The following is a 24,681-nucleotide window of genomic DNA, read 5'->3' as shown; positions in this document are numbered from 1 at the left end:
ATTACACCTTCCCGTAAGAGTCAATATCGGCATAGAGCGTGCAATCGCCATGAGTGCGAAGAATCGTTGCCGGACATTGCTCGGAGATTGCGTCGTGAAGCGTCCGCCGCACAGCATCATGCTTCGTCTTCCCGGGCACGACGCAGAACAGATGCGCGCCGCCCATGAGCGCCGGAATCGTAAGCGTCAACGCGTGGGTCGGCACGGCGTCCACTTCGGGGAAGCAGCCGTCATTGACTTGTTGCACGCGGCAGTCCATGTCGAGCTCCACCGGCTTCATCAGCAAAGGATCACGGAAATCGGCTACCGGGGGATCATTGAACGCAATATGTCCATTCTCCCCGATGCCCAGACAGACGATGTCGATTGGAGCTTGCGTCAGCTTGGCGGCATAGCGCTCGCATTCTTCTTCGATCGAGGCGGAGCTGTCGATGAGATTCACCTCGGCGAAGCTTGCTTTGCCGAACAGCCGATCCTTAAGAAATTGGCTGAAGCGCTGCGGAGCATCCCCTGGCAGACCGATATACTCATCCATGTGGAAGGCAGTTACTCTGGACCAATCGATACCTTCTGCTTGAAGCAGCGCCTCAAGCGCTTCGTTCTGCGAAGGCGCGGCGGCGAATATCATTCGAATGGATGGCTTCGAGGCGAGCAGTTCTTTCATTTTCGCAGCGATATCCTCTCCTGCCGCAGCTCCCATAGCTTGGCGATTCTCATAGATGCGGACCTTCAATTCATCGACTTTACCGCTGTAAATCGGGTTTATGAAAGACATTCCCAACAACTCCTCTATAATTGGTATAAATATTATACTAATTAAATTATGACGCGAATCCTTGGTTTTGGCAAGCGTCTCTTGACGAAGGCGGCGATAAAGTTGACTTTACCCGCATACCTCTCTTGACCTCCCCCCGAGTTGGCGCTATAATGATGCACATAATGAATGTGATCAGCTATGACAGAAGTCATGTGTCTGCCGGACGCGCTTGGATAAGAGAGAGGAAACGAGGCTGAAATTTCCTTACCTGACGCGGGCGGATATACCCCTTCTTATGCTGTACGGTTGAAACGGACAAGCTCTTGCGAAGCCGCTGTATGCCGTACCGGAAATCTCCGTTACCAGATGATACGAGAACTGCATGACATGCTTTGGCCGAACAAGGTCTGGCATCGCAGTTGAAGTAGGGTGGAACCACGAGCGAACAAGCACTCGTCCCTTGGCAGGGATGCGTGCTTTTTTTTTGCGCTCTCGGCTTGCAAATTGTACAAATCAGGAGGATGAACGAAAGTGGCTATTCAATTAACATTTCCGGACGGCGCAAAGAAGGAATTCGCTTCGGGCACAACAATTGAAGAGGTGGCGGGTTCGATCTCGCCGGGACTTCGGAAGAACGCAGTAGCGGGCAAGGTCGACGGAAAGGTCGTGGATGTATATACGGGGATCGAACAAGACGCGGCAATCGAAATCGTAACGCTTGACTCCGCGGACGGGCTGGAGGTATACCGTCACAGCACCGCGCATCTTCTCGCGCAGGCGCTGAAGCGTATATACGGCGACAAAGCCGTGAAGCTGGGAATCGGTCCCGTCATCGAGGACGGCTTCTACTATGACATCGATATGGAACAATCCCTCTCATCGGAGGATTTGGACGCAATCGAGAAGATGATGACCAAGATCGCCAATGAGAATCTGGAGATCAGAAGGCGCGAAGTAAGCCGCGAGGAAGCGATCGCCATCTTCACGGAGCTGGAGGATCCGCTGAAGCTCGAGCTGATCCGCGATCTGCCCCAGGATTCGGTGATTACGCTGTATGATCAAGGCGAATTCTTCGATCTGTGCCGCGGCCCGCATCTGCCTTCGACCGGCAAGATCAAAGCGTTCAAGCTGCTGAATGTGGCCGGCGCGTACTGGAGGGGCGATTCCAAGAATAAGATGCTGCAACGCATCTACGGCACGGCGTTCCCGAAGAAAGCGCAGCTTGACGAGCATCTCCACTTCTTAGAGGAAGCGAAGAAGCGCGACCACAGGAAACTGGGCCGCGAGCTGAAGATGTTCACCTTCTCCCGCGAGGTCGGCCAAGGTCTGCCGCTCTGGCTGCCGAACGGCGCGAAGCTGCGCAGAACGATGGAGCGTTACATCGTCGATCTTGAGGAGAGGCTCGGTTACGAGCATGTGTATACGCCGGTGCTGGCCAATGTGGAGCTGTACAAAACTTCGGGGCATTGGGAGCATTACAGCGAGGATATGTTCCCGAAGATGGTCATGGACAACGAGGAACTGGTCCTTCGTCCTATGAACTGTCCGCATCATATGATGGTGTTCAAGAGCGACATGCGCAGCTATCGTGATCTTCCGGTTCGCATAGCCGAGCTTGGAACGATGCATCGCTACGAAATGTCCGGCGCTCTGACAGGGCTGCATCGCGTGAGAGCGATGACGCTGAACGACGCTCATATCTTCTGCCGTCCGGATCAGATCAAGGAAGAATTTGCGCGCGTCGTGCATTTGATCCGCAAAGTTTACGAAGACTTCGGCATCAAGGATTATCGCTTCCGTCTGTCCTACCGCGATCCGAAGGATACGGAGAAATATTTCCAGAACGACGAGATGTGGGAGATGTCGCAGCGCATGCTTCGCGAGGTAGCCGAGGAGCTGGAGCTTCCTTTCTTCGAGGCGGAAGGGGAAGCGGCCTTCTACGGACCGAAGCTGGATGTGCAGATCAAGACGGCTCTCGGCAAAGAGGAGACTCTGTCAACTGCTCAGCTTGATTTCTTGCTGCCTGAACGGTTCGAGCTCGAATATGTGGGTGAAGACGGCAAGAAGCATCGTCCGGTCGTTATTCATCGGGGCATTATCTCGACGATGGAGCGCATGACCGCGTTCCTGCTGGAGAATTTCGCAGGGGCGCTGCCGCTGTGGCTCTCTCCCGTTCAGGCGAAGGTCATTCCGGTTTCGACCGCTTATGAAGCTTATGCCCGTCAAGTGGCCGAGGAGATGCAAGCCGGGGGCATTCGAGTCGAGAGCGATCTCCGCAACGAGAAGCTGGGCTACAAGATTCGCGAAGCGCAGCTGGAGAAGACGCCGTACATGCTCGTTGTAGGCGAGAATGAAATGCAGGCCGGAGCGGTCTCCGTTCGCAAACGCGGCGAAGGCGATCTTGGCGCGATGCCGACCGGCGAAGTTGTCGCGCTATTGAGGGCTCAGGTTGAAGCGAAGGAATAAAACGAGGGAATAATTCGAGCGCCTGATCATCGATGGCCAGTTTGCATAAAGCTTGTTTCACTTGGGTATTATTCTTCTGAGGAGGATACATCCAAATGATAACAAGCTTTTTGTTATGGAGAGCATGGATGATTTCCGGGATTTTCGGAATTGCCGCTGTGGCGATTCTTGTCTCTCCAGGTCAGATATATGCCGAGGCTGCGGGACCCAAGCTTGTCGAGGTGCTGGCAACCGGTTATACGGCAGGCTTCGAGTCGACGGGCAAGCATCCGGGTCAGAGCGGTTACGGCATAACCTATTCCGGCGTCAAGGTAAGGCGCGATCAAGTGTCGACCATCGCCGCCGATACGAAGCTGTTCCCGATCGGCACGCTGCTCTATATTCCAGGCTACGGCTACGGCATTGTGGCGGATACGGGGTCGGCGATCAAGGGCAAGCACATCGACCTCTATTTCGAAACGATCAAGCAAGTATACGACGAATGGGGCAAACGAAGCGTGCAGGTCGAGGTGCTTAGATTTGGAAACGGCAAGCTTACCCAGGCTTGGCTTAATCAAATCAATCAAGCCGTCGAGGTGGGAAAGCCGATTCCTCAAGCTTATCTGGAATCTTGAATTTGACTGAATAAGAACAAAGTCAATTGCCATACTAATCCCTGTACGGGAGGTGACAATCATGGCAAAGAACAAGAACCAGATGCAGCAGAACAAACAAAAGCAAATGCAGCAAGCCAACCAAAGCACGTTCAATAATGAATTCGCTTCTGATCAAAGCTTGCAAAACGCGAAAGCGGCCAACCAAGCTTCTCATCAAGCGATGAAGAAAAGCCCAAGCCAGCAAAATCAACAAAATCAACAGTAATCAATGAAGATTACTCTAAGCAAAATCGAGGAACCGTGAGGTTCCTCTTTTCATTTGATGACGTCAGGGATATAATGTAGGCATATTTGACATCATTCCATGCATATTCGCAAGGTTTATAAGGAGGGCGAGGCCGGACATGCGTGCAACCGTTCGATGGTTTAAGGGGAATTCGGAAGTGGAAGAGGAAAAGACGAACGAACATAAAGGCTTGACCCGGTTGATGAATGAATCCGTTGTCATTTCCGATCAATTGAACGCGGCTGTCGACGAGGTGGATCGGACGATTGAACATTTGAGCGAAATAGCCGATCAGACGGCCAAGCAGGAGCAAACTCTGCGCAGCTCAAGTGCGCTGGCTATGGACCGGATCGAAGAAGCCTTCTCTTCCTTGCAGGAAGTCGCTTCGGCGGCCGAACAGATTAGCGGTGCTTCCACCCAGTTGAACAAGAAGAGCAAGGAGACGAAGGAGATCGTGCTGGATGTGTGCCGATCGCTGCTCAATACGGATGAAGTAATGAACGAGCTCAGCCATCAAAATCAATCGATGGAAAAGCATGTTCACGAGTTAATCCAGCATACGTCGCTTATTACTGAAATGAATGTGCTTATTCATGAAATCGTATCGCAGACCTCGCTGCTTGCGCTTAACGCTTCTATAGAAGCGGCTCATGCCGGCGAATACGGCAGAGGGTTCTCTGTGGTGGCGAATCAGATCAAGAAGCTGGCCGAGCAGAGCGGAGAGGCGGTCAAGCGTTCAACCGAAATGGTGGAGCAAATTGAAAGCGGAGTGGAGTCCGTCGTGCAGGCAGTCGCACTCGAGAGAGAATCCGTAAAGCGGGGGGTCGCGGAGATGGCCGTCAATAAGGAACGGATGGATGTCATCTTCTCCCGAATAACCCAGGTTGACGAGCTGGCAGGACAAATGAACCAGTCGAGTGGACAGCAATCCGAATTGACTTCGCAATCCGCTCTGATGCTGAAGGAAGTCGTTGGCTCGGTCGACGAAACGCTCAGAAGCGTTGATGATACCTTGAAAATGACAACCCGGCAGCGCGAGCAGATCTCCAAGCTGAGCCTGATCAGCGCAAAGTTGGGCCAATCCTCCTCTGAGCTTGCCAAAGCGGTTGATGCCGTCGGAATCAAACAGACGATTCATGAAGCGAAGGGCAGCGCTGCCGCATTGCGTGACGGGTTGATGCAGTCGGCATTGTTGCCTGAATTGATTTCTCTCGACGAGAGTCGGCATCAGCAGAAATTGAAGGCGATGCTGGATTCGAAACCGGATATTGAAGCCATATGGTCGAATGACTCCGAGGGCTCCTTTCTTTATTCCTATCCAGCGGCAGGTCTCCTTAATGCAAAGGGCAGAGAATGGTGGAAGCAAGCGATTGCCGGGCGAGCCTTTCTATCCCAACCGTACATCTCCGCGATTACGAAACAGTTGTGCATGACCATAGCCGTGCCGATCAAAGCCGACACAGGCGAAATTATAGGCGTTATCGGAGCGGATATGTCAATTTAGCTTTGAGATTGTTTTCGGGTCGCCAGCAAGCTTTAGCCGCGGCGGCCCTTTTTGCGTATTTTCAGCGCAGCGTCAGGAAATAGAGGTCCAGCATTTCTTCTCCGTCCAGAGGCTGAGATCAGGATCAATCGGACGTACCTGTCTCTTAAGGAGGAAGTTCGCTATACTTAGAGCATCAAAATTGTTATTCCCTTAAGGAGTTGTGCGGAATGAATGGAAATTTCGCTGGAAGGCTGTTCACTGGTCTTGTTATTATCGCTGTGGGAGTAGGATTTCTGCTCAGGCAGCTTGGAATCGTAACTATCAGCATTGGCGAGCTGTTCTCCACCTACTGGCCCGTATTTCCCATCTTGCTTGGTTTGTCCAAACTGATCGGGAATCGGTTCCGGGACGGTTCGGGCCTGTGGGGGGCTATCGTCTTGTTCGTCGGAATCGTATTTCTCGGCAATAATCTGGGTTGGATGACCTGGACGATTGGCGATGTTGTTCCCTATGCGATTCCGTTCATTATTATAATCGTCGGGTTGCGAATGATTCTGAAGCCGCAAACACGCAAGTCTTATCATCAAACGCCTCCAACTGACGAGTGGAAATCGTATAGACCTTATGACTCGAACGTGGAAGTGCCGCCTGCGCCTCCGCTTCATCCAGATCCCACGAAACGCACCGCGGATTCGAATACTGACGCGGATTCGAGTTCGAATGAGTATCAGGAACAGGAATCGCGCAAGGAACCTGATTATTCTTATGAGGAAGAGCCGAGAGAGCGGCGCGAGCGGCATAGCCGACATCATAGGGAGTGGCGGAATGAATCGAGCCATTCTTATCGGGAAAGAGGTCATCGCTCTTGGGGTCATCACGGCGGCAGAGAGCATGTGGAGTGGTGGAATCATGACGCGAATGTGCAGAGCCGTTCCGGGTTCATCGGCGATATTCATATGGGTCATGATTATTGGGAGCTGAAGCCGCTCAACATCTCCCATTTCATTGGGGATACTGTGCTTGATCTTACCAAAGCACAAATTCCATACGGAGAAACGAAGATCTGCATCTCCTCTTTCATCGGGGACGTGAAGGTTTACGTTCCGAATGATTACGAAATCGGCATTCAGGTTGTATCAAGCGCGTTTATCGGCGATGTGAAGGTGCTTGGACAGAAGGAAGGCGGCCTGTTCACGAGCGTAAACACGAAATCGCCGATGTTCTCGGAGGCCGATAAGAAAATCAAGCTTGTCGTCAGCACCTTTATCGGCGATACGCGCGTAACGAAGGTAGGGTGAGGAAGGCATGATGGTTCGGTTCTTGCGCAGCGGGAAGTGGGAGCTGGTCGGGATATTCGTTATCTCCGCCGTTGCCGCTTCTTTGCTTGCGGCTTTCATGTGGGTTGCGCTATCCAATCAATTCAGCACCGCGAATTTGAAGCTGCTGTCCGGCATCGTGCTGCTTCTGGTCAGCGGAGCGTTCGGCTATTGGGCGGCGCAGCGAATCGGCAGGCGCCTGGACACGCTTCATTTGGCATTGAAGCAGGTGGTGAACGGCAATTACGAAATGAGAATTAATGGAGAGGGACATAGCTCCTTCTCGGAAATCTACCAGGAGTTCAACACGCTTGTTCAGGATATGGAAACGAAGATGAAGCTTCTGCAGCGGATGGGAGAAGAGAAGATTCTCATAGAGTCCGCCTCTAATGAAGCGGCCGTGCTGGAAGAGCGGAAACGGCTTGCCAGAGATTTGCATGATACGGTAAGTCAGCAGCTGTTCGCCATTCATATGTGCGCTTCCTCGCTGCCGAAGCTAAGCGAAGCAAATCCGCCGCAGGCGGCCTCCGTCATGAATCAATTGATTGACATGTCGAATCTGGCGCAGAAGCAGATGAGGAATTTCATCGCGCAGCTAAGGCCGATGGAGCTGGAGGGACGCACGCTGCAGGAAGCGCTGGACAAGTGGTTTCCGGATTTCTGCAGGCAGAATCAAATTCAAGGTATGCTGGAATGGAGGCTCCGCGATCAATTGAGCGAGGCGAAGGAGCATCAGTTGTTCCTCATTATCCAGGAGGCGATGGCGAATGTCGTGAAGCATGCGAAAGCTCAGAATTGCACGCTCACGCTGACCGAGAACGAACGGCAACTGGTTATGATGCTGATTGACGACGGAGCGGGCTTCAAGGCGGATGAAGTGAAATCCGGCTCGTACGGCTTGTCCACGATGCAAGAGAGAGCTCAGAAGCTTGGCGGCGGAGCGGATATTGTAAGCAAGGTAGGCAGCGGAACCAGAGTGAAAGTGACGATTCCTAAGATTTATAAAGGAGAGCAGGAGACATGAACGTTGAGCAGATTAAAGTAATGATCGTAGATGACCATGATATGGTAAGAATCGGTTTGCGAACCTATCTGATGCTGGAGCCGAAGCTTGCCATAACGGCGGAAGCCGGCAACGGCGCTGAAGCGCTTAGAGTATTGGAAGAAAGCTCCGAGGAAGAACGCCCTCATGTCATTCTCATGGATCTGATGATGCCGGAAATGGATGGCGTGGAGACGACCAAAGCGGTGATGGCCAAATTTCCGGCTGTCAAAATCGTGATGTTGACGAGCTTCCTTGAGGATGACAAGGTATATGCGGCTATTGAAGCCGGTGCTGTCAGCTATGTTCTGAAGACCGTATCTGCCGAAGAGTTAATCTATGCGATTCAAGGCGCGTTCAAAGGAATGCCGGTCATGACGGCGGATGTGTCTCAAGCGTTGACGAGAGGGCTTAGACAGAGAACGGCGCAAGCCGGAGACGAGGATTTGACCGAACGCGAGAAAGAGGTGCTGCTTCTTATCGCAGACGGACAATCGAACAAGGAGATAGCGGAAGAGCTGCATATTAGCGTGAAAACGGTGAAAACGCATGTCAGCAACCTATTGATGAAATGCGAGCTGGAAGACCGGACACAGCTTGCGGTGCTCGCTCATCGCAAGGGCTGGGCAAACCGCGCGTAAGAGCAATTGTGGGGGGAAATGCCAAGAGCACATAAGGATGCCTTCATAGGGACATACTATCCTTCAGGATAATAGGGATGGAGGTATTTATTTATGATTTCAATTTCTTCGTCTGTCGCAGGAAGCGAGATACTGTTCACCGAGGCTCGCGATTTGCTCGAGCTGAAGCAATTTACTCTGGGAGGCAATTGGGATTATAAGTCCGGCTCCTTCGATCATGCGCTGGATCAGGAGCATAAAGTCTGGCTCCGCATTCCGTTCGAAGCGTCCAGCGGGGAGATTGATTCCGAGCATAATAATGAAGCGGTCATTCGACTCGGCACTCCCTATCTCCTTAGACATCTCTACAATGAAGGGACAGATCCTGAAGGCTCCGTGCGCGTGCTTGGCGCGATGTTCGACCAATTTCAGGCTCCTGTTGACCCCGATGCGGACATCTCGCCCGAATGGATAGAGAGAGGCCAAGCGCTGATGCGGGAAGTAGAGTTTCTAATCAGAGGATAATCGACTTGGAAATGCTGCGGGAATGAAAAGCGCCCCGCCAAAGTACGCGTAGCCGTTTCACCTTGCATAACGCTGTATTTCACTCCCCGAATAGACATTCGAGGAGTTTTTTATGTTAGATTAAATTCCTTTTAAGTTTGTTTTAAGGTAGAATGTGCATGATAGAACTAATCAATAAATGATGAATTTCTAATATAGCATGACGAACGGAGGAGAACGCAAATGGATGATCAAGACAAAAAAGGGTATGATGAATTTTTCTCTTCGGAGGGCTCGAATCGTTCGCAAGAGGGGGATCGCTCTGAGGAAGAGAGACGTTCCGACGGGGTAGAGGAAGCTCGGCAGAATCAACAGGAGCAGCACGCGAAACCTTCTTATTATTATTCTTACGGACCAATGTCCCAGCAGCCTAACCAAACGGTTGCGTCCCAGTCTGGCTCGCAATCTTCTTATGACAGCGGCTATCCTTCTGCGGTGCCGGCGCCATCGATAGAGGCAGCTTCGTCCGAACCAAGAAATTACGCAAGCGCGCAAGCGGTGTCAAAGCCGAATTTCAAGGTGCGCGAGCAACGCAGAACCTCTTTCCGAGCCATGTTCCTATCCTTCCTGGTTGGGGTTCTGGTAGTCGGAGGCTTGATGTATACGGCAGATTATCAAAATTGGTTCACGCATGGGGATTCAGTCGCAACGCAAACCAAAAACGACGGCGGAAGCGTTTCCGCATCGACCGCCTCCGGCGCGAACAGCTCGACGAACGCGCTGGTGGCGGACAGGCCGGATAATCTGGCGGATTTGTTCGAGAAATCGAGTCCGGCAGTTGTGAAGATCGAAACATACGTGAACGCGCAATCCAGACAAAATTCCGGCAGCATTCTGGATGATCCGTTCTTCCGCCAGTTCTTCGGCGATAATTATCCTGGAACCGGACAGCAGCAACAGCCAAATAACGGCGACGACAGCCAGATGCAGGAGCTTGGCATCGGATCCGGCTTTTTCTACAAATCAGATGGTTATATTCTAACGAACCAACATGTTATCGCCAATGCGGATCAGATCAAAGTTGTCGTGCAAGGCTATGACGAGCCAATCGTTGCGAAGCTGCTCGGATCGAGCTATGACCTTGACTTGGCTGTCCTGAAGGTGGAAGGCGATCAAGCATTCCCGACCTTGCCGCTTGGCTCCTCGGATGATATTAATATCGGGGATTGGGTTGTAGCCATCGGCAATCCATACGGCTTTGACCATACGATCACAGCCGGCGTGCTAAGTGCAAAAGAGCGTCCGATTGATATTCAGGATTCGGACGGCGAGCGTCAATACAAGCATTTGCTGCAAACGGATGCTTCCATCAACCCGGGCAACTCCGGCGGTCCGCTCTTGAATGTGAACGGCGAGGTTGTGGGCATTAATACGGCGGTAAGCTCGCAAGCGCAAGGCATCGGATTTGCGATTCCGACCAGCACGATCAATGAAGTGCTCGACAGCTTGACGAACAATACGGAAATTCCGAAAGAGCCGGCGCCGTTCATCGGCGCGGAACTGTACGCCATGACGGAGGATTACGCGAAGCAGCTTGGTCTTGACAGCGCGGATGGTTCGCTTGTGAAGGGCGTCTACTATAATTCGCCGGCTTATCTGGCTGATCTGAAGCAATATGATGTTATTACAGGCATCGACGGCAAAGAGATGAAAACGACCGATGCTTTGATTGCCGCGATTCAGGAGCATAAGGTAGGCGACAAGGTAGAGCTTAATATTTATCGCAACGGCCAGAAGATGAATATTGAAGTCGAGATCGGAGATAAGAACACATTTGGCATTACGGAATAGACGAGAAGCGTGGGAAAGCGCAGGGCATGCTGCTCTGCGCTTTTTTGCCGCAAGATAAGGGGGAGCAAAAAAATGAGATCGCATATTGTTGTTGTAGATGATGATGAGAAAATTATATCGATGCTTCGCCGCAGCTTGGCCTTCGAAGGCTATGAAGTAACCACGGCATCCAACGGAGCGGAAGGTTTGAAAACACTGCTGACGAAAGAGCCTGATCTGCTCATCCTCGATGTAATGATGCCGCAGATTGACGGCTGGGAGGTATGCCGCAGAGTAAGGGAGAGCGGCAGCACCGTGCCGATTCTGATGCTGACGGCCAAGGATGAGGTTATCGACCGGGTGAAGGGGCTTGATCTCGGAGCCGACGATTATGTGGTGAAGCCGTTCGCGCTGGAGGAATTGCTGGCGAGAGCCCGCGCGCTGCTTCGTCGCAAGAGCGACAAGCTTGAAGAATCGAACAGCCAGCTGCAGTTCGAGGATCTCGTTCTCGACATGGATGCAAGAGAAGCGATCCGCGGTGACCGCCGAATCGATCTGACTTCGAAGGAATACGATCTGCTCTTGCTCTTCATGCAGAATCCGCGCAGAGTTTTGACTCGAGATGCGATTATGGAGAAGATCTGGGGCTACGACTTTAGCGGAGAATCCAATGTGCTTGAAGTCTATATCGCCATGCTCAGGCAGAAGGTCGAGGACGGCGGCGGCAAGCGGCTCATTCAGACGGTCCGAGGAACGGGCTATGTGCTTAGAGGAGAGGCGGGTTAATTCATCATGACCATTCGGCTTCGTCTGACATTATGGTATTCGGGTCTGCTCGCGGCGACGCTGCTTGTGTTTGGGGTAAGCATCTATCTGTTCATCAACTGGAATACTTATAATGATGTGAGAAATCAATTAAAGGAGCAAACAGATAATTTAGGCATAGTCCTCACGAACTTTCCGAATTCGTTCGATATTAATTTGGATCGTCAGTCCCAGTCACAGATTGACGGCAAAGATATGTACGTTCAGCTTATTAATTACAAGGAAGGCTTAATCTTACAGACATCAAATTTAAGACAGCAGAGTTTACTCATCCCATATCCAGATGCGGAAACAAAACCTCAAACCGAGTTTAAAACGGTTCAGCTTGAGATCAACAGTAAGAAGTATAATATGATGACCTATCAATATGCCATTCCTTATAAAGGACAGTTGGTAGGGCTTTTACAGGTAGGCACCTTAACATACAACGAGGACAAGTATTTGTCCGGTCTTCGAACAACATTGATCTTCTTCTCCATTGTTGTTGTACTAATTGCTTTTACTGTGGGGATGTTTATTGCAAGGCAGGCGCTTCGCCCAATCGGCAGGGTAATTCAATCGACAAGGCTGATTGAGAAAGGCTCGGATTTAAGGCTTCGGATTCCGATTGAACGCACGAATGATGAGATTGGCATGCTGGTTAATACACTCAACAGCATGCTCTCGAGACTAGAGACAGCGTACAATGAGCTCGATGAAGCATTCAAGGCGCAGCGCAGATTCGTCTCCGACGCCTCGCATGAGCTTCGAACCCCGCTAACGACGATACGGGGCAATATCGATCTGCTGGAGAAAATGTGGAGCAAGGCTAGCGAGGAAGGAAGAGACGCTCCGCATGCCGGAGAGCTTCAGCTTAGCTCGGATCATTGGACGATGTCGAATGAAGCGATGTCGGATATTTCCGCCGAAGCGAAGCGAATGAGCACGTTGGTCGGCGACCTGCTGGCATTGGCGAGGGCCGATGCCGGCTATACGATGGAGATGACGCAGCAAGAGCTGTTGCCGCTCACCCAGACCGTTATTCGAAGAGCGCAGTTGCTTCCTAGAACGGCGGAATGGAAGGTGGGCGATTTGACCGCGCTTCGCAATATTTGGGCTTTCGGCAATCAAGACTACTTGCAGCAGCTTCTCTTCATCTTCATCGAGAACGCGTTCAAATACACGCCGGACGGTTATGTAGAGATTAGCGCGGTGCGAAGGGATGATTACATCGGGTGGCGCATTCAGGATACCGGGATCGGCATGAATCCCGATGAAATTCCGCACATCTTCGATCGCTTCTATCGCGCCGATGAGTCCCGCGGCGTTACGGTTGGCACGGGGCTGGGTCTGTCGATAGCCAAATGGATTCTCGATGAACATAACGGCTCTGTCGAGGTTACGACGCGCGAGAATGAGGGCTCTACGTTCACGATTTGGCTTCCCATAGACTTTTCCCAGCGTGAGGATTCGTCTATAATGGAAGAAACGAATCGCGAGGAGATCTAAGCGGGTTCGTCAGAAAGCAGGTGCAGCAATTGCAAATTGTGAAAATATCGCCAAGAGGGTATTGCTACGGCGTTGTCGATGCGATGGTACTGGCGCTCCAAACCGCCAAAAATCTGGAGCTGCCAAGACCCATTTATATTCTGGGCATGATTGTGCATAACGCGCATGTGACGGAAGCGTTCGAGAAGGAAGGCGTCATAACGCTGGACGGGGCGAATAGACTGGAGATTCTGGAGCAGATCGAAGCGGGAACGGTGATCTTCACGGCTCACGGCGTGTCGCCCGAGGTGCGCAGACGCGCCAGTGAGAAAGGGCTGTCCGTTATCGACGCGACATGCCCGGATGTCACAAAGACTCATGATCTTATTAAGGAAAAAACAGGGCAAGGCTATCATATTATTTATATCGGGAAGAAGGGGCATCCCGAGCCGGAAGGGGCAATCGGGGTCGCTCCCGAGCTCGTGCACTTGATCGAACACGAATCGGAGATTGCTGATTTGGATATTGGGGATGAACGCATTATTATCACGAATCAAACAACGATGTCGCAATGGGATATTCGCCACATTATTCAGAAGCTCCAAGAGAAATATCCGAACGCTGAGGTGCATAACGAAATCTGTCTTGCAACCCAGGTGCGTCAAGAGGCTGTGGCGGAGCAAGCTGGCACCGCGCAGCTATGCATCGTGGTAGGCGATCCGCGCAGCAATAATTCGAATCGGCTAGCGCAGGTTTCCGAGGAGATTGCGGGGGTAACGGCTTATCGCGTAGCGGATGTAACGGAGATCAAGCAAGCGTGGCTCCAAGGTATTGACCGCGTTGCGGTCACATCGGGAGCTTCGACGCCTACGGCGCTTACGAAAGAGGTTATTGCGTATCTTGAGCAGTATGACTATCGCAATCCTTCCACCTGGAAGCTGAACCGAACCGTTAATATGAATAAGCTGCTTCCGAATGTACGGGTGAAGTCGCCGGAGGAAGCAAAACCAGCAACGTCGAAATCGTCATAAAACCTGGCGGGCAGCAGAAGCGAGAGAGCTCCTTTCCTTCTGCCGCCCTAAAATTGGTTGTTGACGAAATGCCATTCATCATGTATATTTACTTTAGTGATTAAAAGCATAAAAGCCACAAAGCATAAAAGCTTAAAAGCCTAACAGCGATAAAGTGTTATCGAGGAATTTAAGCAATTAAATACACACATAGGGAGAGATCGCGATGATCGTAATCACAGAACCAAATATTACCGATGAAAGAATTAAGGAAATTACTATTCATATAGAGAAAGCCGGCGTTCAAGCGCATGTGTCAAGGGGAACGGATCGCACTGTAATCGGCATTATCGGCAGCGCGGCGCCGACCCTTGCGGAGCATCTTCGCCAAATGAAGGGCGTTGAGAACGTGATCAAGATTTCGAAATCGTACAAATTAGCCAGTCGAGACTTCCATCCGGATGATACGATTATCGACATCAAGGGCGTGAAGATCGGCGGCGACAACCTGGTTATTATGGGCGGTCCTTGCGCGGTGGAATCTCCCGAGCAGATCGACGAGATTGCAAGGCTGGTGAAGGCGGCCGGAGGGCAGGTGCTGCGCGGCGGAGCGTTCAAGCCGAGAACCGGTCCGTACAGCTTCCAAGGCGTGGGCGTCGAAGGTCTCGCGATGATGACCGAAGCGGGCAAGAAGCATGGCTTGCTGACGATTACGGAAGTCATGACGCCGGAATATGTGGACATTTGCTCCGAATACGCGGATATCTTGCAGGTCGGAACCCGAAACATGCAGAATTTCGATCTTCTCCGGAAGCTCGGCACCGTCCAGACCCCAGTCCTGCTGAAACGCGGCTTCAGCTCAACCTATGACGAATTTCTCAATGCCGCCGAATACATTCTTGCGGGCGGAAATCCGAATGTTATGCTTTGCGAGAGGGGCATTCGCACCTTCGAAGCCTACACGCGCAACACTTTGGATCTGGCCGCCATACCGGTACTGCAATCGCTCAGTCATCTGCCTGTCATCTCCGATCCGAGCCATGGCACGGGCCGCAGGGAATTGGTAGAGCCGATGTCGAAAGCGTCGCTCGCGGCGGGAGCCAACGGCATGATCATCGAAATGCACACCGATCCCGACAACTCGATGACCGGCGACGGCGTTCAATCCTTGTTCCCGGATCAATTCGCGAAGCTTCTCAGAGAGCTTGAACAGCTTGCGCCGTTGCTCGGCAAGCAATTCAACACCGAGAAGCAGCCCCCTTCAGCCTTCGTTGAGTGGAAGAAATAGATTTGAAAGTTTGGCCCGGACGGCTTAGCGTCCGGGCTTTATTTATTTCATTTGAAGAGTGGAAATGGCTGATATGGAAGGTTTTGGGCGTGCCTTTGGAGAGATTGTCATGAGTTGTTCAAAGTTGTAAGTATACCTCACATACTCATAAAAAAAACCTAACATAGCTATTGACGACGTGAAAGGGTAGTTTTATAATAACGTCATGGTTTGGAGCAATTATTGAACATTAGTCGTTCGATTATTAGCAAACGTTCGGAAATGGAGGAAGTTTAGATGTCAGTTGAAAAAGTTTTGGAACTAATTAAGGAAAATAATATCCAGTTCGTTGATTTCCGTTTTGTAAGTCTGTCGGGTGGTGCCCACCACATCACGCTGCCTGCTACAGAGGTAGACGCAGACACTTTCGTTAACGGCGTAGCCTTCGATGGTTCATCGATCCCTGGCTTCCGCGGTATCGAAGAATCCGATATGGTCATGATGCCGGATACAGAATCCGTATTCGTAGATGCTTTCACCAGCCATCCAACATTGAACGTAATGTGTAATATCCATACGCCTGACGGCTCCCGCTATGAGCGCGATCCGCGCAGCATCGCTCAGAAAGCCGAAGAATATCTGCAAACGACCGGTATCGGTACGGCTGCGTTCTTCGCTCCTGAATCCGAATTTTTCGTATTCGACGATGTGCGTTATGAAAGCTCGATGAACACTTCGTTCTATTCCGTAGATTCCGAAGAAGCGAACTGGAATACAGCGCGCAAAGAAGAAGGCGGAAACCTTGGCTTCAAGATTCCGGTTAAAGGCGGCTATGTTCCTGTAGCTCCAATCGATGCGCAGCAAGATATCCGCAGCGAAATGGTTCGTTTGATGCAAGAATCCGGTCTTCGCGTAGAGCGTCATCACCACGAGGTTGCTACAGCCGGTCAAGCTGAAATCAACTTCCGCTTCGATACGCTTACAAAAACAGCCGACAACCTTCTGAAATACAAATATATCGTGCATAACGTTGCGCGCCAATGGGGCAAAGTTGCAACCTTCATGCCAAAACCGCTGTTCGGCGACAACGGAAGCGGTATGCATGTTCACTCCTCGATCTTCAATGGGGACACGCCTTTGTTCTATGACAATTCCCAATACGCGAACCTGAGCAAAACAGCTATGAGCTATATCGCGGGTATTCTGTACCATGCGCCTGCTCTTATCGCAATCACGAACCCGAGCACGAACTCCTTCAAGCGTCTCGTTCCAGGCTACGAAGCGCCGGTTAACCTTGTATTCTCCAAAGGAAACCGTTCCGCAGCCGTTCGTATTCCGATTGCAGCTGTTACACCGAAAGGCTGCCGAGTGGAATTCCGTACACCGGACTCCACAGCGAACCCTTACCTTGCGTTCGCGGCTATGCTTCTTGCGGGTCTTGACGGCATCAAGCGCAATCTTGATCCAGTGGCTCTAGGTTATGGTCCGTTCGACAAAAACATCTATGAGCTTCCTGAAGAAGAGAAGAAAGAAATTCGCAGCGTTCCTGGCACTTTGGATGAAGCGCTTGACGCTCTTGAAGCAGATTCCGAGTTCCTTACTGAAGGCGGCGTATTTACACAAGACTTTATCGATAACTATGTTGCATTCAAGCGTCAAGAAGCGAAAGCTGTTTCCATCCGTGTTCATCCGCATGAGTACAGCTTGTACTTCAGCTGCTAATCAGTATAACGATGTATACGAAACGAGCCTGCAAAGGCTCGTTTTTATTTTGAATAGAAATAAAGAAAATCCGAATGTTCAATGAAAATTCCATTAAGATGTTCGACTATTTAGGTTGTTTGTTGCAATTTTACTTGAAGCAACGGTTCAAAATTGCTATCATAGCGATATCGTGTACAAACTAGAAGGGGTGGAGAATGAAGTATGACCAGAGCTTATAACTTTAACGCGGGTCCCGCAGCAATTCCTCTTGAAGTGCTGGAGCAGGCGCAAGAGCAATTCGTGAATTATCAAGGCGCAGGCATGTCCATTATGGAGATGTCCCATCGCAGCGCGTTATATGAGGAAGTCAACAATAGTGCGCAAGCTTTGCTTCGCGAGCTGTTCGGCGTTCCGGAAAACTATCATGTGTTATTCTTGCAAGGCGGAGCAAGCACGCAATTTGCGATGCTTCCGCTGAATCTGCTTCAGGAAGGCCGGCCGGCGGCTTATGTGCAGACTGGGGCATGGGCGGATAAAGCGATTAAGGAAGCGAAAAATGTCGGCGATGTGACCATTGCCGCTTCGACAAAAGAAGATCATTACATGAGAACTCCTAATTTGTCGGAAATTGAAATTCCTTCGAATGCTTCTTACCTCCATCTGACATCGAATGAAACCATCGGGGGCACGCAATTTCACGAATTTCCTGTGACCGGAGATATTCCGCTCATCGCTGATATGTCCAGCGATATTTTAAGCCGACCACTCGATGTTTCCAAGTTCGGTATGATCTATGCCGGCGCTCAGAAAAATTTGGGACCGTCCGGGGTAACTGTCGTCATCATTCGTGACGAGCTCGTGAAAGCAGGTTCGAAATCCATTCCGGCGATGTTCCAATACGCTACGCATGCGAAAAGCAATTCACTCTACAATACACCGCCTTCCTTCTCCGTCTACATGGTAAGCCTCATGCTTCAATGGATCAAGTCCAAGGGCGGCGTAAGCCAGATGGATCAGCTTAATCGAGACAAGACGAAGTTGATTTACGACCGGATCGATCAAAGCGGCGGCTTCTACAAAGGCTGCGCGCAGGCGAACAGCAGATCTCTGATGAACATAACATTTCGCATGGAAACCGAGGAACTGGAGAAGCTGTTCGTCAAGGAATCGGAATTGCAAGGCTTCGTGGGATTGAAGGGGCATAGAGACGTAGGCGGCTTAAGGGCTTCGACCTATAACGCTGTGCCGCTGTCAAGCTGTCAAGCTCTTGCCGAGTTTATGGCCGATTTTCAGAAGCGCAACGGCTAATAGATAAGAATAGAAACGCTCCTCCTTCGCTTGAAGGAGGAGCGCTGTTATGTCTGATTAAGCTAATGAGGATTCGTTCTGGCTGACGCCATGCATCTTGTAGCCTACATTGCGCACAGTAAGGATATACTCCGGGGTTCGAGCGTTCTTCTCAATCTTGTCCCGAAGATGGCTGATATGCACATCGACGATGCGCGTGTCCCCGAGAAAATGATAATCCCATACGCCATGAAGCAACTGCTGACGACTGAGCACCTTGCCTTTGTGCTGGCACAGGAAGAGCAGCAGCTCGAATTCCTTCGGAGTCAGCTCAATCGGCTGGCCGTCGACGAGCACCTCGCGCTGTTCCACGAGCACCTGCAGTCTGCCGATGGAATAGGCTGTGTCGTCAAGAACGCCCGGAAGCGACTGCAGCCTTCTGAATAATGCGCCAATGCGGGAGACGAGCTCCTGAGGGCTGAACGGCTTGGTCATATAATCATCGGCGCCGTTATCGAGTCCGGCGATTTTGTCCGTAACATCCTGCAAGGCTGTCAGCATGATAATAGGCACTGCGTTGTTCTGGTTGCGCAGTTCCCGGCAAACCTGCAAACCGTCCATCTTGGGCAGCATAAGGTCAAGCACGATGAGATCGGGCCGGAACGGCTTAAGCATGTCGAATACAGCTTCGCCATCGCTAACGCATCTGACATCGTAGCCTGCCAGCTTTAAGTTGAATTCGATTAACATGGAGATGGATGGTTCGTCATCCACAACCAAAACTTTTTTTCGCATCCCATTTATCTCCTTTGTCACCTAAGTTTAGTTTCATTATGAAGGGATAACTTACGCTAGGGATTAACGGTACGTAAAGAGAGTGTAAAAACTTGCTTGTGAGGAGAGAGAATCCACAATGGCATTTCATATTGTACTGGTCGAACCGGAAATTCCGGCGAATACCGGGAATATTGCAAGAACCTGCGCTGCGACCGGCACGCATCTCCATCTGGTGAGGCCCCTTGGCTTCGATACGGACGATCGCACGCTGAAACGAGCGGGTTTGGATTATTGGCATTCCGTAAATATCCATTATCATGATTCCTTTGATGAGGTGAAAAGCCTCTATCAGGAGAGCAGGTTCTTCTATGCGAGCACCAGAGCGACTAAGGTTTACTCCGAATTCCAGTACAAGGATGAGGATTTCTTCGTATTCGGCAAGGAAACGAAAGGTTTGCCGCAGTCGCTTATCGATGAGAATTTGTCAACCTGCATTCGTATTCCGATGACCGATTCGGTAAGATCGCTGAACTTGTCGAATTCGGCTGCGATTGTCGTTTATGAAGGATTTCGTCAATTGGGATTTTATGGGTTATTCTAAATCGTTTGAAAATTAAAATTTAAATAGTCTTGAAGGAATTATTGATTATACGTCGAAAATGTAATATTGCAATATGAAGGTTTCTCAAAAACTGCTGACAAATCCAGACATAAAAGAGGTGAATATGATGAAACCAGCCGGAGTCGTAAGAAAGGTGGACCAATTAGGTAGAATTGTCCTGCCGAAATCATTGCGCAAACGATATCTGATGAACGAGGGAGACCCCGTTGAAATATTCGTACAAGGTGATCAAATCATTTTGGAAAGATATCGTCCGAAGTGCGTGTTCTGCGGAACGATGACTGAGGTGAAGGAATTCAAAGAGCGCTATGTGTGCTCGGAATGTATGGTTGAGATGGAATTTTTGAAGAAATAAGAGAATTGGGACACGGTGCAACGAAAAGAAGCTTCCGGGGCTAAGCGCAGCTTAGCTTCGAAAGCTTCTTTTCTCATCTGCGAGCGATTACCCTCAGATGCTTTCCTATTGCAGCGGCATATAATGAACTACAAGCCGCTTGTCTTGTCATCATTATAGGAGCTTGTGAAAATCGCTGTCAAAAACAATACAAGAACAGTCATTACGATCAAAAAATTCATCTCGACACCTCCAATTAACTATTTATATTATAACCAACCCATTCAAAAAAGAAAACGCTAAATATGAATAACGCTTTACTAATGATCGAGTTAGCATTAAAGTTACAACAACAGGTATATTTCGAGGAGGAAGTCAATATGGAGTACCGATTTTCGTCAAGGATTGCAGGTTTGAAATCATCGGCGGTCAGAGACATTCTGAAGCTGACGCAAGGCAAGGAGATGATATCGTTCGCAGGCGGGCTGCCGGCCGAGGAACTGTTCCCGCTGGATGCCGTGAAGCAAGCCGCAGACCGTATCTTCCAAGCGGGGCCGAGAGCCTTGCAATACGGACTGACAGAGGGCTATTTGCCGTTAAGAGAGCAATTATGTGGAAGAATGGCGGATAAGGGCATGAGGGTCGCGCCTGATGAGATGATTTTGACAACCGGCTCGCAGCAAGCAATCGATCTGATCATAACGGTTCTGACTGAGCCCGGTGATACCATATTGGTCGAGAGGCCGACGTATCTGGCCAGTTTGCAGGTATTCGCGCTTCACGGCTTGAAGGTGATAGCCGCAGAGAGCGACGAGTTCGGGATGATTCCCGAATCCGCGGCCGAGTTAATCAGGGAGCATAAGCCAAAGCTGATGTACGCCGTTCCAACATTCGGCAATCCGACGGGCCGGGTGTGGAGCTTGGAGCGGCGCATCAAGATGCTTGAGCTGTGCAAAGCCGGCGGTATGCTGATCATTGAAGACGATCCGTATGGAGCGATTAAATTCAATGCGAACGAAACCTTTCCAACTCTGTTCTCGCTGAACGGCGAGGCTCAAAACGGCTGCGTGATCTATACAAGCACCTTTTCCAAAATTGTGGCTCCCGCTTTGCGCACCGGATGGGCGATCGGCGACAGCCGAATTATCCGCATGATGGCTAAAGCGAAGCAGGCGGCCGATCTGCACTCCAGCACCATCGATCAACAAATTCTGCATCAGCTTCTGAAAGGCTTCGATTTGGAGGGACATATCGCCGTTATTTCCATGGAATACGGCAAGCGGATGTCGGAGATGGACGCCGCTCTTAGGCGAGCGGGAGGCGGCCAATTGCGGTGGGTGAAGCCGCAAGGAGGCATGTTCCTTTGGATGGAGCTTCCTGACGGCTTGGACGCGGAGACGCTCTTGCGCTGCGCGGTTCAGAAGGGCGTAGCCTTCGTGCCCGGGAGCTCTTTCTACGGCGATCAGCCGCAGCGCAATACGGCGAGGCTCAACTTCACCTATAACGAAGCGTCTCGAATGGAGCAAGGGGTTGCGAGACTCATGGAGGCGATCGGCGAGTTCACGGTTCGAAGCTAGCAGCCCACTCTCCGATTACATGCTTGTAATCGGCGAGCGCGTCAACTCCGGGAGAGAGCAAGGCGTACTTGCCTCTCTCGATGCGCTCGAACCATCCGTAATAATTATCTCTGAGCATCTGGCCGCTCTTGCTGAAGCCAATCGCTGCCGCCACCTCTTTGGGAGCGCTTGGTCCCCGCTGCTGGAGGATATAGGCGCATCGCAGCGCTTTCTCGAAATAGGCGGTGACAAGCTTTCGACCGGTGCTGCCTCCGACATTATAATCGCCGCTTCTTTCCTTGAATTCCATTGCGAGCCGATTCTGCTTCTTCACTCGCATTCCCCGTCTGGGCGGCTCGCCCGGCTCGCATAACAGCTCGATAAGAGGAGCTTTGGTCTTGTAGAAGGTTATGGTCATGAAGCCGATGCCGAGTCTTCGGCACAGCTCGGTCAAATCGCCGAAGCGTTGATTATGGGAGCCGCTTTTCTTGCGATTTCGTTCTACGGCAAGAATAACATCTCCATTCAACCGAAGACGTTCAACGCCTTGCAGCAGAAGGGCGAGATTGAACGTTTTTTTCATTTCGACAATGATGGTATGATTGCTCTCCTCGTGAACGGCGACCAAATCGCAATGCATGACCTCGGCCTTGACCGAGTATCCCCGTTCTTCGTAATAAGCTTTAATGGGCTTGTACAACTCTTCTTCCCGATTGACTGCCATATTCGCTATCGCAACTCCTTCCGCCATTGTTCACGCGGCATATCCCGTGGTCGTATATTCTCATTATAACAAGCCTTGTCGATAAATGCGGGAATGCCTTATAAAATAGTGGTCAATTTCTTGGGCGAATAAGCATAGAAATGTAATACTTCAAAAAAAGTTGGCGCTACAGGGCAATAGGGTTGATTCGATCCCGAGCGGAGGATGAATGGCGGATAGCGGAAGCGATGGGAGGAGACTTGGGCATGGACATATTCAAGCGAATAACGGAATATCAGACGGAGTATGAAAGACTTGCGTGGACGGGAAGCTTCAAGGAATACATTGAGTTGCTGAGGCGGAATCCATCCTCGGCTATGACCGCGCATGCACGTGTGTATGAAATGATCGAATCCTACGGGGTCCAGGATGAGAATGGGAACAAATCCTATACATTTTTCGAGCAAGAAATCTTCGGCCTGGATCGGGCGGTGGAGAAGTTGGTGGAGGAATACTTCCATTCGGCTGCACGAAGATTGGATGTGCGCAAACGCATTCTGCTGCTGATGGGACCTGTCAGCGGAGGAAAATCAACGATTGTGACGATGCTCAAGAAGGGGCTTGAGAAATTTTCCAGAACAGAACGGGGAGCGGTCTACGCGATTAAAGGCTGTCCGATGCACGAAGATCCGCTGCACTTGATTCCCCGCGAGCTTAGAGAAGAAATCGAGAAAGAGTTGAATGTAAGAATCGAAGGCAATCTATGTCCTTCTTGTCAGATGAGGCTTCAAACGGAATATGGCGGAGATATCGAGAATGTAATGGTTGAACGGGTGTTCATCTCGGAGGACAACAGGGTTGGCATCGGAACCTTCAGTCCATCGGATCCGAAGTCGCAGGATATCGCCGATTTGACGGGAAGCATTGATTTCTCGACCATTACGGAATACGGCTCGGAATCCGATCCGCGGGCCTATCGATTCGACGGCGAGCTTAATAAAGCAAACCGCGGACTGATGGAATTTCAGGAAATGCTGAAATGCGATGAGAAGTTCTTATGGAACTTGCTCTCGCTGACACAAGAGGGCAATTTCAAAGCCGGCAGGTTTGCGTTGATCAGCGCCGATGAGCTCATTATCGCGCATACGAATGAATCGGAGTACAAGGCGTTTATAGCCAATAAGAAGAACGAAGCGCTGCAATCCAGGATGATTGTTATGCCCATTCCTTACAATCTGAAGGTGTCGGAAGAGGAGAAAATCTATACGAAGCTGATTTCGCAAAGCGATATGAAGCATATCCATATCGCGCCGCACGCGCTCCGCGCCGCAGCGATCTTCTCCATTCTGACCAGATTGAAGGAAACGAAGAAGCAGGGCATGGATCTCGTGAAGAAAATGCGTCTCTACGATGGGCAAGAGGTCGAAGGCTTCAAGGATGCGGATCTGAAGGAAATGCAGAACGAATATCTGGAAGAAGGCATGTCCGGAATCGATCCACGCTATGTTATTAACCGCATATCGAGCGCGCTGATCAAGCATGATATGCAATGCATCAATGCGCTTGACGTGCTTCGGGCGCTGAAGGACGGTCTTGACCAGCATCCATCCATTACGAAGGAGGAACGCGAGCGTTATTTGAATTTCATCTCCATCGCGCGCAAGGAATACGACGCTTTGGCGAAGAAGGAAATCCAAAAAGCCTTCGTGTACTCCTTCGAGGAATCGGCCCGAACCTTGTTCGAGAATTATCTCGACAATATCGAAGCGTATTGCAACTGGTCGAAAATCAAGGATCCGCTGACAGGCGAGGAGATGGATCCGGATGAGCGGCTGATGAGGTCGATCGAGGAACAAATCGGCGTTTCGGAGAATGCGAAGAAGGCGTTCAGGGAGGAGATTCTTATTCGTATTTCCTCTTATTCCCGTAAAGGCAGGAAATTCGATTTCACCAGCCATGAACGTCTGAGAGAAGCGGTCGAAAAGAAGCTGTTCACGGATTTGAAGGATATTGTGAAAATTACGACCTCGACAAAAACGCCGGATGAAAGCCAGTTGAAGCGGATTAACGAAGTGACGAAGCGACTGATCGACGAGCATCAATATTGTCCGGTTTGCGCCAATGAACTGCTTCGCTATGTGGGAAGCTTGTTGAATCGATAATTCCACGCAGAAGCGAAATAGATTGCAATGATGCCTATATGCAGAAACGGAGGATCTCAATTTG

22 protein-coding genes are annotated in these 24,681 nt (G+C 50.7%); 19 read left to right on the top strand and 3 right to left on the bottom strand.

Annotated features, from left to right (window positions below):
• Nucleotide 1: 1 nt before the first annotated feature.
• The gene (locus HFP08_RS22920) at nucleotides 2–775 is read right to left on the bottom strand and encodes a glucosamine-6-phosphate deaminase (RefSeq protein WP_168122955.1); all 774 of its coding nucleotides are present in this window, start codon (nucleotides 773–775) and stop codon (nucleotides 2–4) included.
• Between the two features lie 513 nt (nucleotides 776–1,288).
• Here HFP08_RS22920 and thrS point away from each other — a divergent pair.
• From thrS to serC, 15 genes are all read left to right on the top strand, one after another.
• Nucleotides 1,289–3,223 carry a threonine--tRNA ligase gene (gene thrS / locus HFP08_RS22915; RefSeq protein WP_168122954.1) on the top strand — a complete coding sequence of 645 codons (1,935 nt, stop codon included), beginning with the start codon at nucleotides 1,289–1,291 and terminating at the stop codon, nucleotides 3,221–3,223.
• 95 nt (nucleotides 3,224–3,318) lie between these two features.
• Nucleotides 3,319–3,837, top strand: a complete 519-nt coding sequence (locus HFP08_RS22910; protein WP_168122953.1) for a 3D domain-containing protein — start codon at nucleotides 3,319–3,321, stop codon at nucleotides 3,835–3,837.
• Between the two features lie 61 nt (nucleotides 3,838–3,898).
• On the top strand, nucleotides 3,899–4,084 hold the full coding sequence (locus HFP08_RS22905; RefSeq protein WP_168122952.1) for a hypothetical protein: 186 nt from the start codon (nucleotides 3,899–3,901) through the stop codon (nucleotides 4,082–4,084).
• A 139-nt stretch (nucleotides 4,085–4,223) separates the two neighbouring features.
• Nucleotides 4,224–5,609, top strand: coding sequence for a methyl-accepting chemotaxis protein (locus HFP08_RS22900; RefSeq protein ID WP_168122951.1), 1,386 nt, complete (start codon nucleotides 4,224–4,226; stop codon nucleotides 5,607–5,609).
• A 209-nt stretch (nucleotides 5,610–5,818) separates the two neighbouring features.
• The gene (gene liaF / locus HFP08_RS22895) at nucleotides 5,819–6,889 is read left to right on the top strand and encodes a cell wall-active antibiotics response protein LiaF (protein ID WP_168122950.1); all 1,071 of its coding nucleotides are present in this window, start codon (nucleotides 5,819–5,821) and stop codon (nucleotides 6,887–6,889) included.
• Between the two features lie 7 nt (nucleotides 6,890–6,896).
• Entirely contained in the window at nucleotides 6,897–7,931 is a 1,035-nt protein-coding gene (locus HFP08_RS22890) for a sensor histidine kinase (protein ID WP_168122949.1), read from the top strand.
• The gene (locus tag HFP08_RS22885) at nucleotides 7,928–8,590 is read left to right on the top strand and encodes a response regulator (RefSeq protein WP_168122948.1); all 663 of its coding nucleotides are present in this window, start codon (nucleotides 7,928–7,930) and stop codon (nucleotides 8,588–8,590) included. Before HFP08_RS22890 ends, HFP08_RS22885 begins: the two co-directional genes overlap by 4 nt.
• A 93-nt stretch (nucleotides 8,591–8,683) precedes the next feature.
• The gene (locus HFP08_RS22880; protein WP_168122947.1) at nucleotides 8,684–9,094 is read left to right on the top strand and encodes a YugN family protein; all 411 of its coding nucleotides are present in this window, start codon (nucleotides 8,684–8,686) and stop codon (nucleotides 9,092–9,094) included.
• 222 nt (nucleotides 9,095–9,316) lie between these two features.
• Nucleotides 9,317–10,924 (top strand): S1C family serine protease, encoded by a 1,608-nt coding sequence (locus HFP08_RS22875; RefSeq protein WP_168122946.1) that lies wholly within the window; start codon nucleotides 9,317–9,319, stop codon nucleotides 10,922–10,924.
• A gap of 72 nt (nucleotides 10,925–10,996) precedes the next feature.
• Nucleotides 10,997–11,689, top strand: coding sequence for a response regulator transcription factor (locus tag HFP08_RS22870; RefSeq protein WP_168122945.1), 693 nt, complete (start codon nucleotides 10,997–10,999; stop codon nucleotides 11,687–11,689).
• A 6-nt stretch (nucleotides 11,690–11,695) separates the two neighbouring features.
• Nucleotides 11,696–13,216 carry a sensor histidine kinase gene (locus HFP08_RS22865; RefSeq protein ID WP_168122944.1) on the top strand — a complete coding sequence of 507 codons (1,521 nt, stop codon included), beginning with the start codon at nucleotides 11,696–11,698 and terminating at the stop codon, nucleotides 13,214–13,216.
• Between the two features lie 29 nt (nucleotides 13,217–13,245).
• Nucleotides 13,246–14,226, top strand: coding sequence for a 4-hydroxy-3-methylbut-2-enyl diphosphate reductase (locus HFP08_RS22860; RefSeq protein WP_168122943.1), 981 nt, complete (start codon nucleotides 13,246–13,248; stop codon nucleotides 14,224–14,226).
• Between the two features lie 205 nt (nucleotides 14,227–14,431).
• Entirely contained in the window at nucleotides 14,432–15,493 is a 1,062-nt protein-coding gene (aroF, locus tag HFP08_RS22855; RefSeq protein WP_168122942.1) for a 3-deoxy-7-phosphoheptulonate synthase, read from the top strand.
• 276 nt (nucleotides 15,494–15,769) lie between these two features.
• Entirely contained in the window at nucleotides 15,770–17,194 is a 1,425-nt protein-coding gene (gene glnA, locus HFP08_RS22850; RefSeq protein WP_168122941.1) for a type I glutamate--ammonia ligase, read from the top strand.
• Nucleotides 17,195–17,398: 204 nt separating this feature from the next.
• Nucleotides 17,399–18,484, top strand: a complete 1,086-nt coding sequence (gene serC, locus HFP08_RS22845) for a 3-phosphoserine/phosphohydroxythreonine transaminase (protein ID WP_168122940.1) — start codon at nucleotides 17,399–17,401, stop codon at nucleotides 18,482–18,484.
• Nucleotides 18,485–18,541: 57 nt separating this feature from the next.
• On the opposite strand, the gene HFP08_RS22840 is transcribed toward serC, so the two are convergent.
• A complete protein-coding gene (locus HFP08_RS22840) occupies nucleotides 18,542–19,258 on the bottom strand; it encodes a response regulator transcription factor (protein WP_168122939.1) in 717 nt (238 codons plus the stop codon).
• A gap of 118 nt (nucleotides 19,259–19,376) precedes the next feature.
• Here HFP08_RS22840 and trmL point away from each other — a divergent pair, with 118 nt between their 5' ends.
• The 3 genes from trmL to HFP08_RS22825 all read left to right on the top strand — a co-directional run bounded on the left by trmL (nucleotide 19,377) and on the right by HFP08_RS22825 (nucleotide 21,773).
• Nucleotides 19,377–19,841, top strand: a complete 465-nt coding sequence (trmL, locus tag HFP08_RS22835; protein ID WP_168122938.1) for a tRNA (uridine(34)/cytosine(34)/5-carboxymethylaminomethyluridine(34)-2'-O)-methyltransferase TrmL — start codon at nucleotides 19,377–19,379, stop codon at nucleotides 19,839–19,841.
• A gap of 127 nt (nucleotides 19,842–19,968) precedes the next feature.
• Nucleotides 19,969–20,217 carry an AbrB/MazE/SpoVT family DNA-binding domain-containing protein gene (locus HFP08_RS22830; protein WP_206109308.1) on the top strand — a complete coding sequence of 83 codons (249 nt, stop codon included), beginning with the start codon at nucleotides 19,969–19,971 and terminating at the stop codon, nucleotides 20,215–20,217.
• A 359-nt stretch (nucleotides 20,218–20,576) separates the two neighbouring features.
• Nucleotides 20,577–21,773, top strand: coding sequence for an aminotransferase-like domain-containing protein (locus HFP08_RS22825; protein WP_168122936.1), 1,197 nt, complete (start codon nucleotides 20,577–20,579; stop codon nucleotides 21,771–21,773).
• Here HFP08_RS22825 and HFP08_RS22820 read toward each other — a convergent pair.
• Complete coding sequence (locus tag HFP08_RS22820; RefSeq protein WP_168122935.1) at nucleotides 21,757–22,476, bottom strand: DUF2161 family putative PD-(D/E)XK-type phosphodiesterase; 720 nt, start codon at nucleotides 22,474–22,476, stop codon at nucleotides 21,757–21,759. The genes HFP08_RS22825 and HFP08_RS22820 overlap by 17 nt on opposite strands.
• 245 nt (nucleotides 22,477–22,721) lie before the next feature.
• Between HFP08_RS22820 and HFP08_RS22815 the strand changes: the two genes are divergently transcribed.
• A complete protein-coding gene (locus HFP08_RS22815) occupies nucleotides 22,722–24,617 on the top strand; it encodes a PrkA family serine protein kinase (RefSeq protein WP_168122934.1) in 1,896 nt (631 codons plus the stop codon).
• Nucleotides 24,618–24,681 lie beyond the last annotated feature (64 nt).

Origin of the sequence: Paenibacillus sp. HB172176 (assembly GCF_011947265.1) — a bacterium.
Lineage (GTDB): Bacteria > Bacillota > Bacilli > Paenibacillales > Paenibacillaceae > Pristimantibacillus.
The sequence above is the reverse complement of the archived record's forward strand: the minus strand, read 5'-3'. Positions and strand labels throughout refer to the sequence as shown.

What these genes read in the sequence shown, in the direction of transcription:
- trmL (WP_168122938.1), top strand. Translation starts at nt 19,377, where the DNA reads ATGGCATTTCATATTGTACTGGTCGAACCGGAAATTCCGGCGAATACC.
- HFP08_RS22920 (WP_168122955.1), bottom strand. Translation starts at nt 775, where the DNA reads ATGTCTTTCATAAACCCGATTTACAGCGGTAAAGTCGATGAATTGAAG.
- glnA (WP_168122941.1), top strand. Translation starts at nt 15,770, where the DNA reads ATGTCAGTTGAAAAAGTTTTGGAACTAATTAAGGAAAATAATATCCAG.
- HFP08_RS22910 (WP_168122953.1), top strand. Translation starts at nt 3,319, where the DNA reads ATGATAACAAGCTTTTTGTTATGGAGAGCATGGATGATTTCCGGGATT.
- HFP08_RS22890 (WP_168122949.1), top strand. Translation starts at nt 6,897, where the DNA reads ATGATGGTTCGGTTCTTGCGCAGCGGGAAGTGGGAGCTGGTCGGGATA.
- liaF (WP_168122950.1), top strand. Translation starts at nt 5,819, where the DNA reads ATGAATGGAAATTTCGCTGGAAGGCTGTTCACTGGTCTTGTTATTATC.
- HFP08_RS22875 (WP_168122946.1), top strand. Translation starts at nt 9,317, where the DNA reads ATGGATGATCAAGACAAAAAAGGGTATGATGAATTTTTCTCTTCGGAG.
- HFP08_RS22905 (WP_168122952.1), top strand. Translation starts at nt 3,899, where the DNA reads ATGGCAAAGAACAAGAACCAGATGCAGCAGAACAAACAAAAGCAAATG.
- HFP08_RS22870 (WP_168122945.1), top strand. Translation starts at nt 10,997, where the DNA reads ATGAGATCGCATATTGTTGTTGTAGATGATGATGAGAAAATTATATCG.
- HFP08_RS22820 (WP_168122935.1), bottom strand. Translation starts at nt 22,476, where the DNA reads ATGGCAGTCAATCGGGAAGAAGAGTTGTACAAGCCCATTAAAGCTTAT.
- HFP08_RS22825 (WP_168122936.1), top strand. Translation starts at nt 20,577, where the DNA reads ATGGAGTACCGATTTTCGTCAAGGATTGCAGGTTTGAAATCATCGGCG.
- serC (WP_168122940.1), top strand. Translation starts at nt 17,399, where the DNA reads ATGACCAGAGCTTATAACTTTAACGCGGGTCCCGCAGCAATTCCTCTT.
- HFP08_RS22840 (WP_168122939.1), bottom strand. Translation starts at nt 19,258, where the DNA reads ATGCGAAAAAAAGTTTTGGTTGTGGATGACGAACCATCCATCTCCATG.
- HFP08_RS22880 (WP_168122947.1), top strand. Translation starts at nt 8,684, where the DNA reads ATGATTTCAATTTCTTCGTCTGTCGCAGGAAGCGAGATACTGTTCACC.
- HFP08_RS22885 (WP_168122948.1), top strand. Translation starts at nt 7,928, where the DNA reads ATGAACGTTGAGCAGATTAAAGTAATGATCGTAGATGACCATGATATG.
- HFP08_RS22830 (WP_206109308.1), top strand. Translation starts at nt 19,969, where the DNA reads ATGAAACCAGCCGGAGTCGTAAGAAAGGTGGACCAATTAGGTAGAATT.
- HFP08_RS22865 (WP_168122944.1), top strand. Translation starts at nt 11,696, where the DNA reads ATGACCATTCGGCTTCGTCTGACATTATGGTATTCGGGTCTGCTCGCG.
- HFP08_RS22815 (WP_168122934.1), top strand. Translation starts at nt 22,722, where the DNA reads ATGGACATATTCAAGCGAATAACGGAATATCAGACGGAGTATGAAAGA.
- HFP08_RS22900 (WP_168122951.1), top strand. Translation starts at nt 4,224, where the DNA reads ATGCGTGCAACCGTTCGATGGTTTAAGGGGAATTCGGAAGTGGAAGAG.
- aroF (WP_168122942.1), top strand. Translation starts at nt 14,432, where the DNA reads ATGATCGTAATCACAGAACCAAATATTACCGATGAAAGAATTAAGGAA.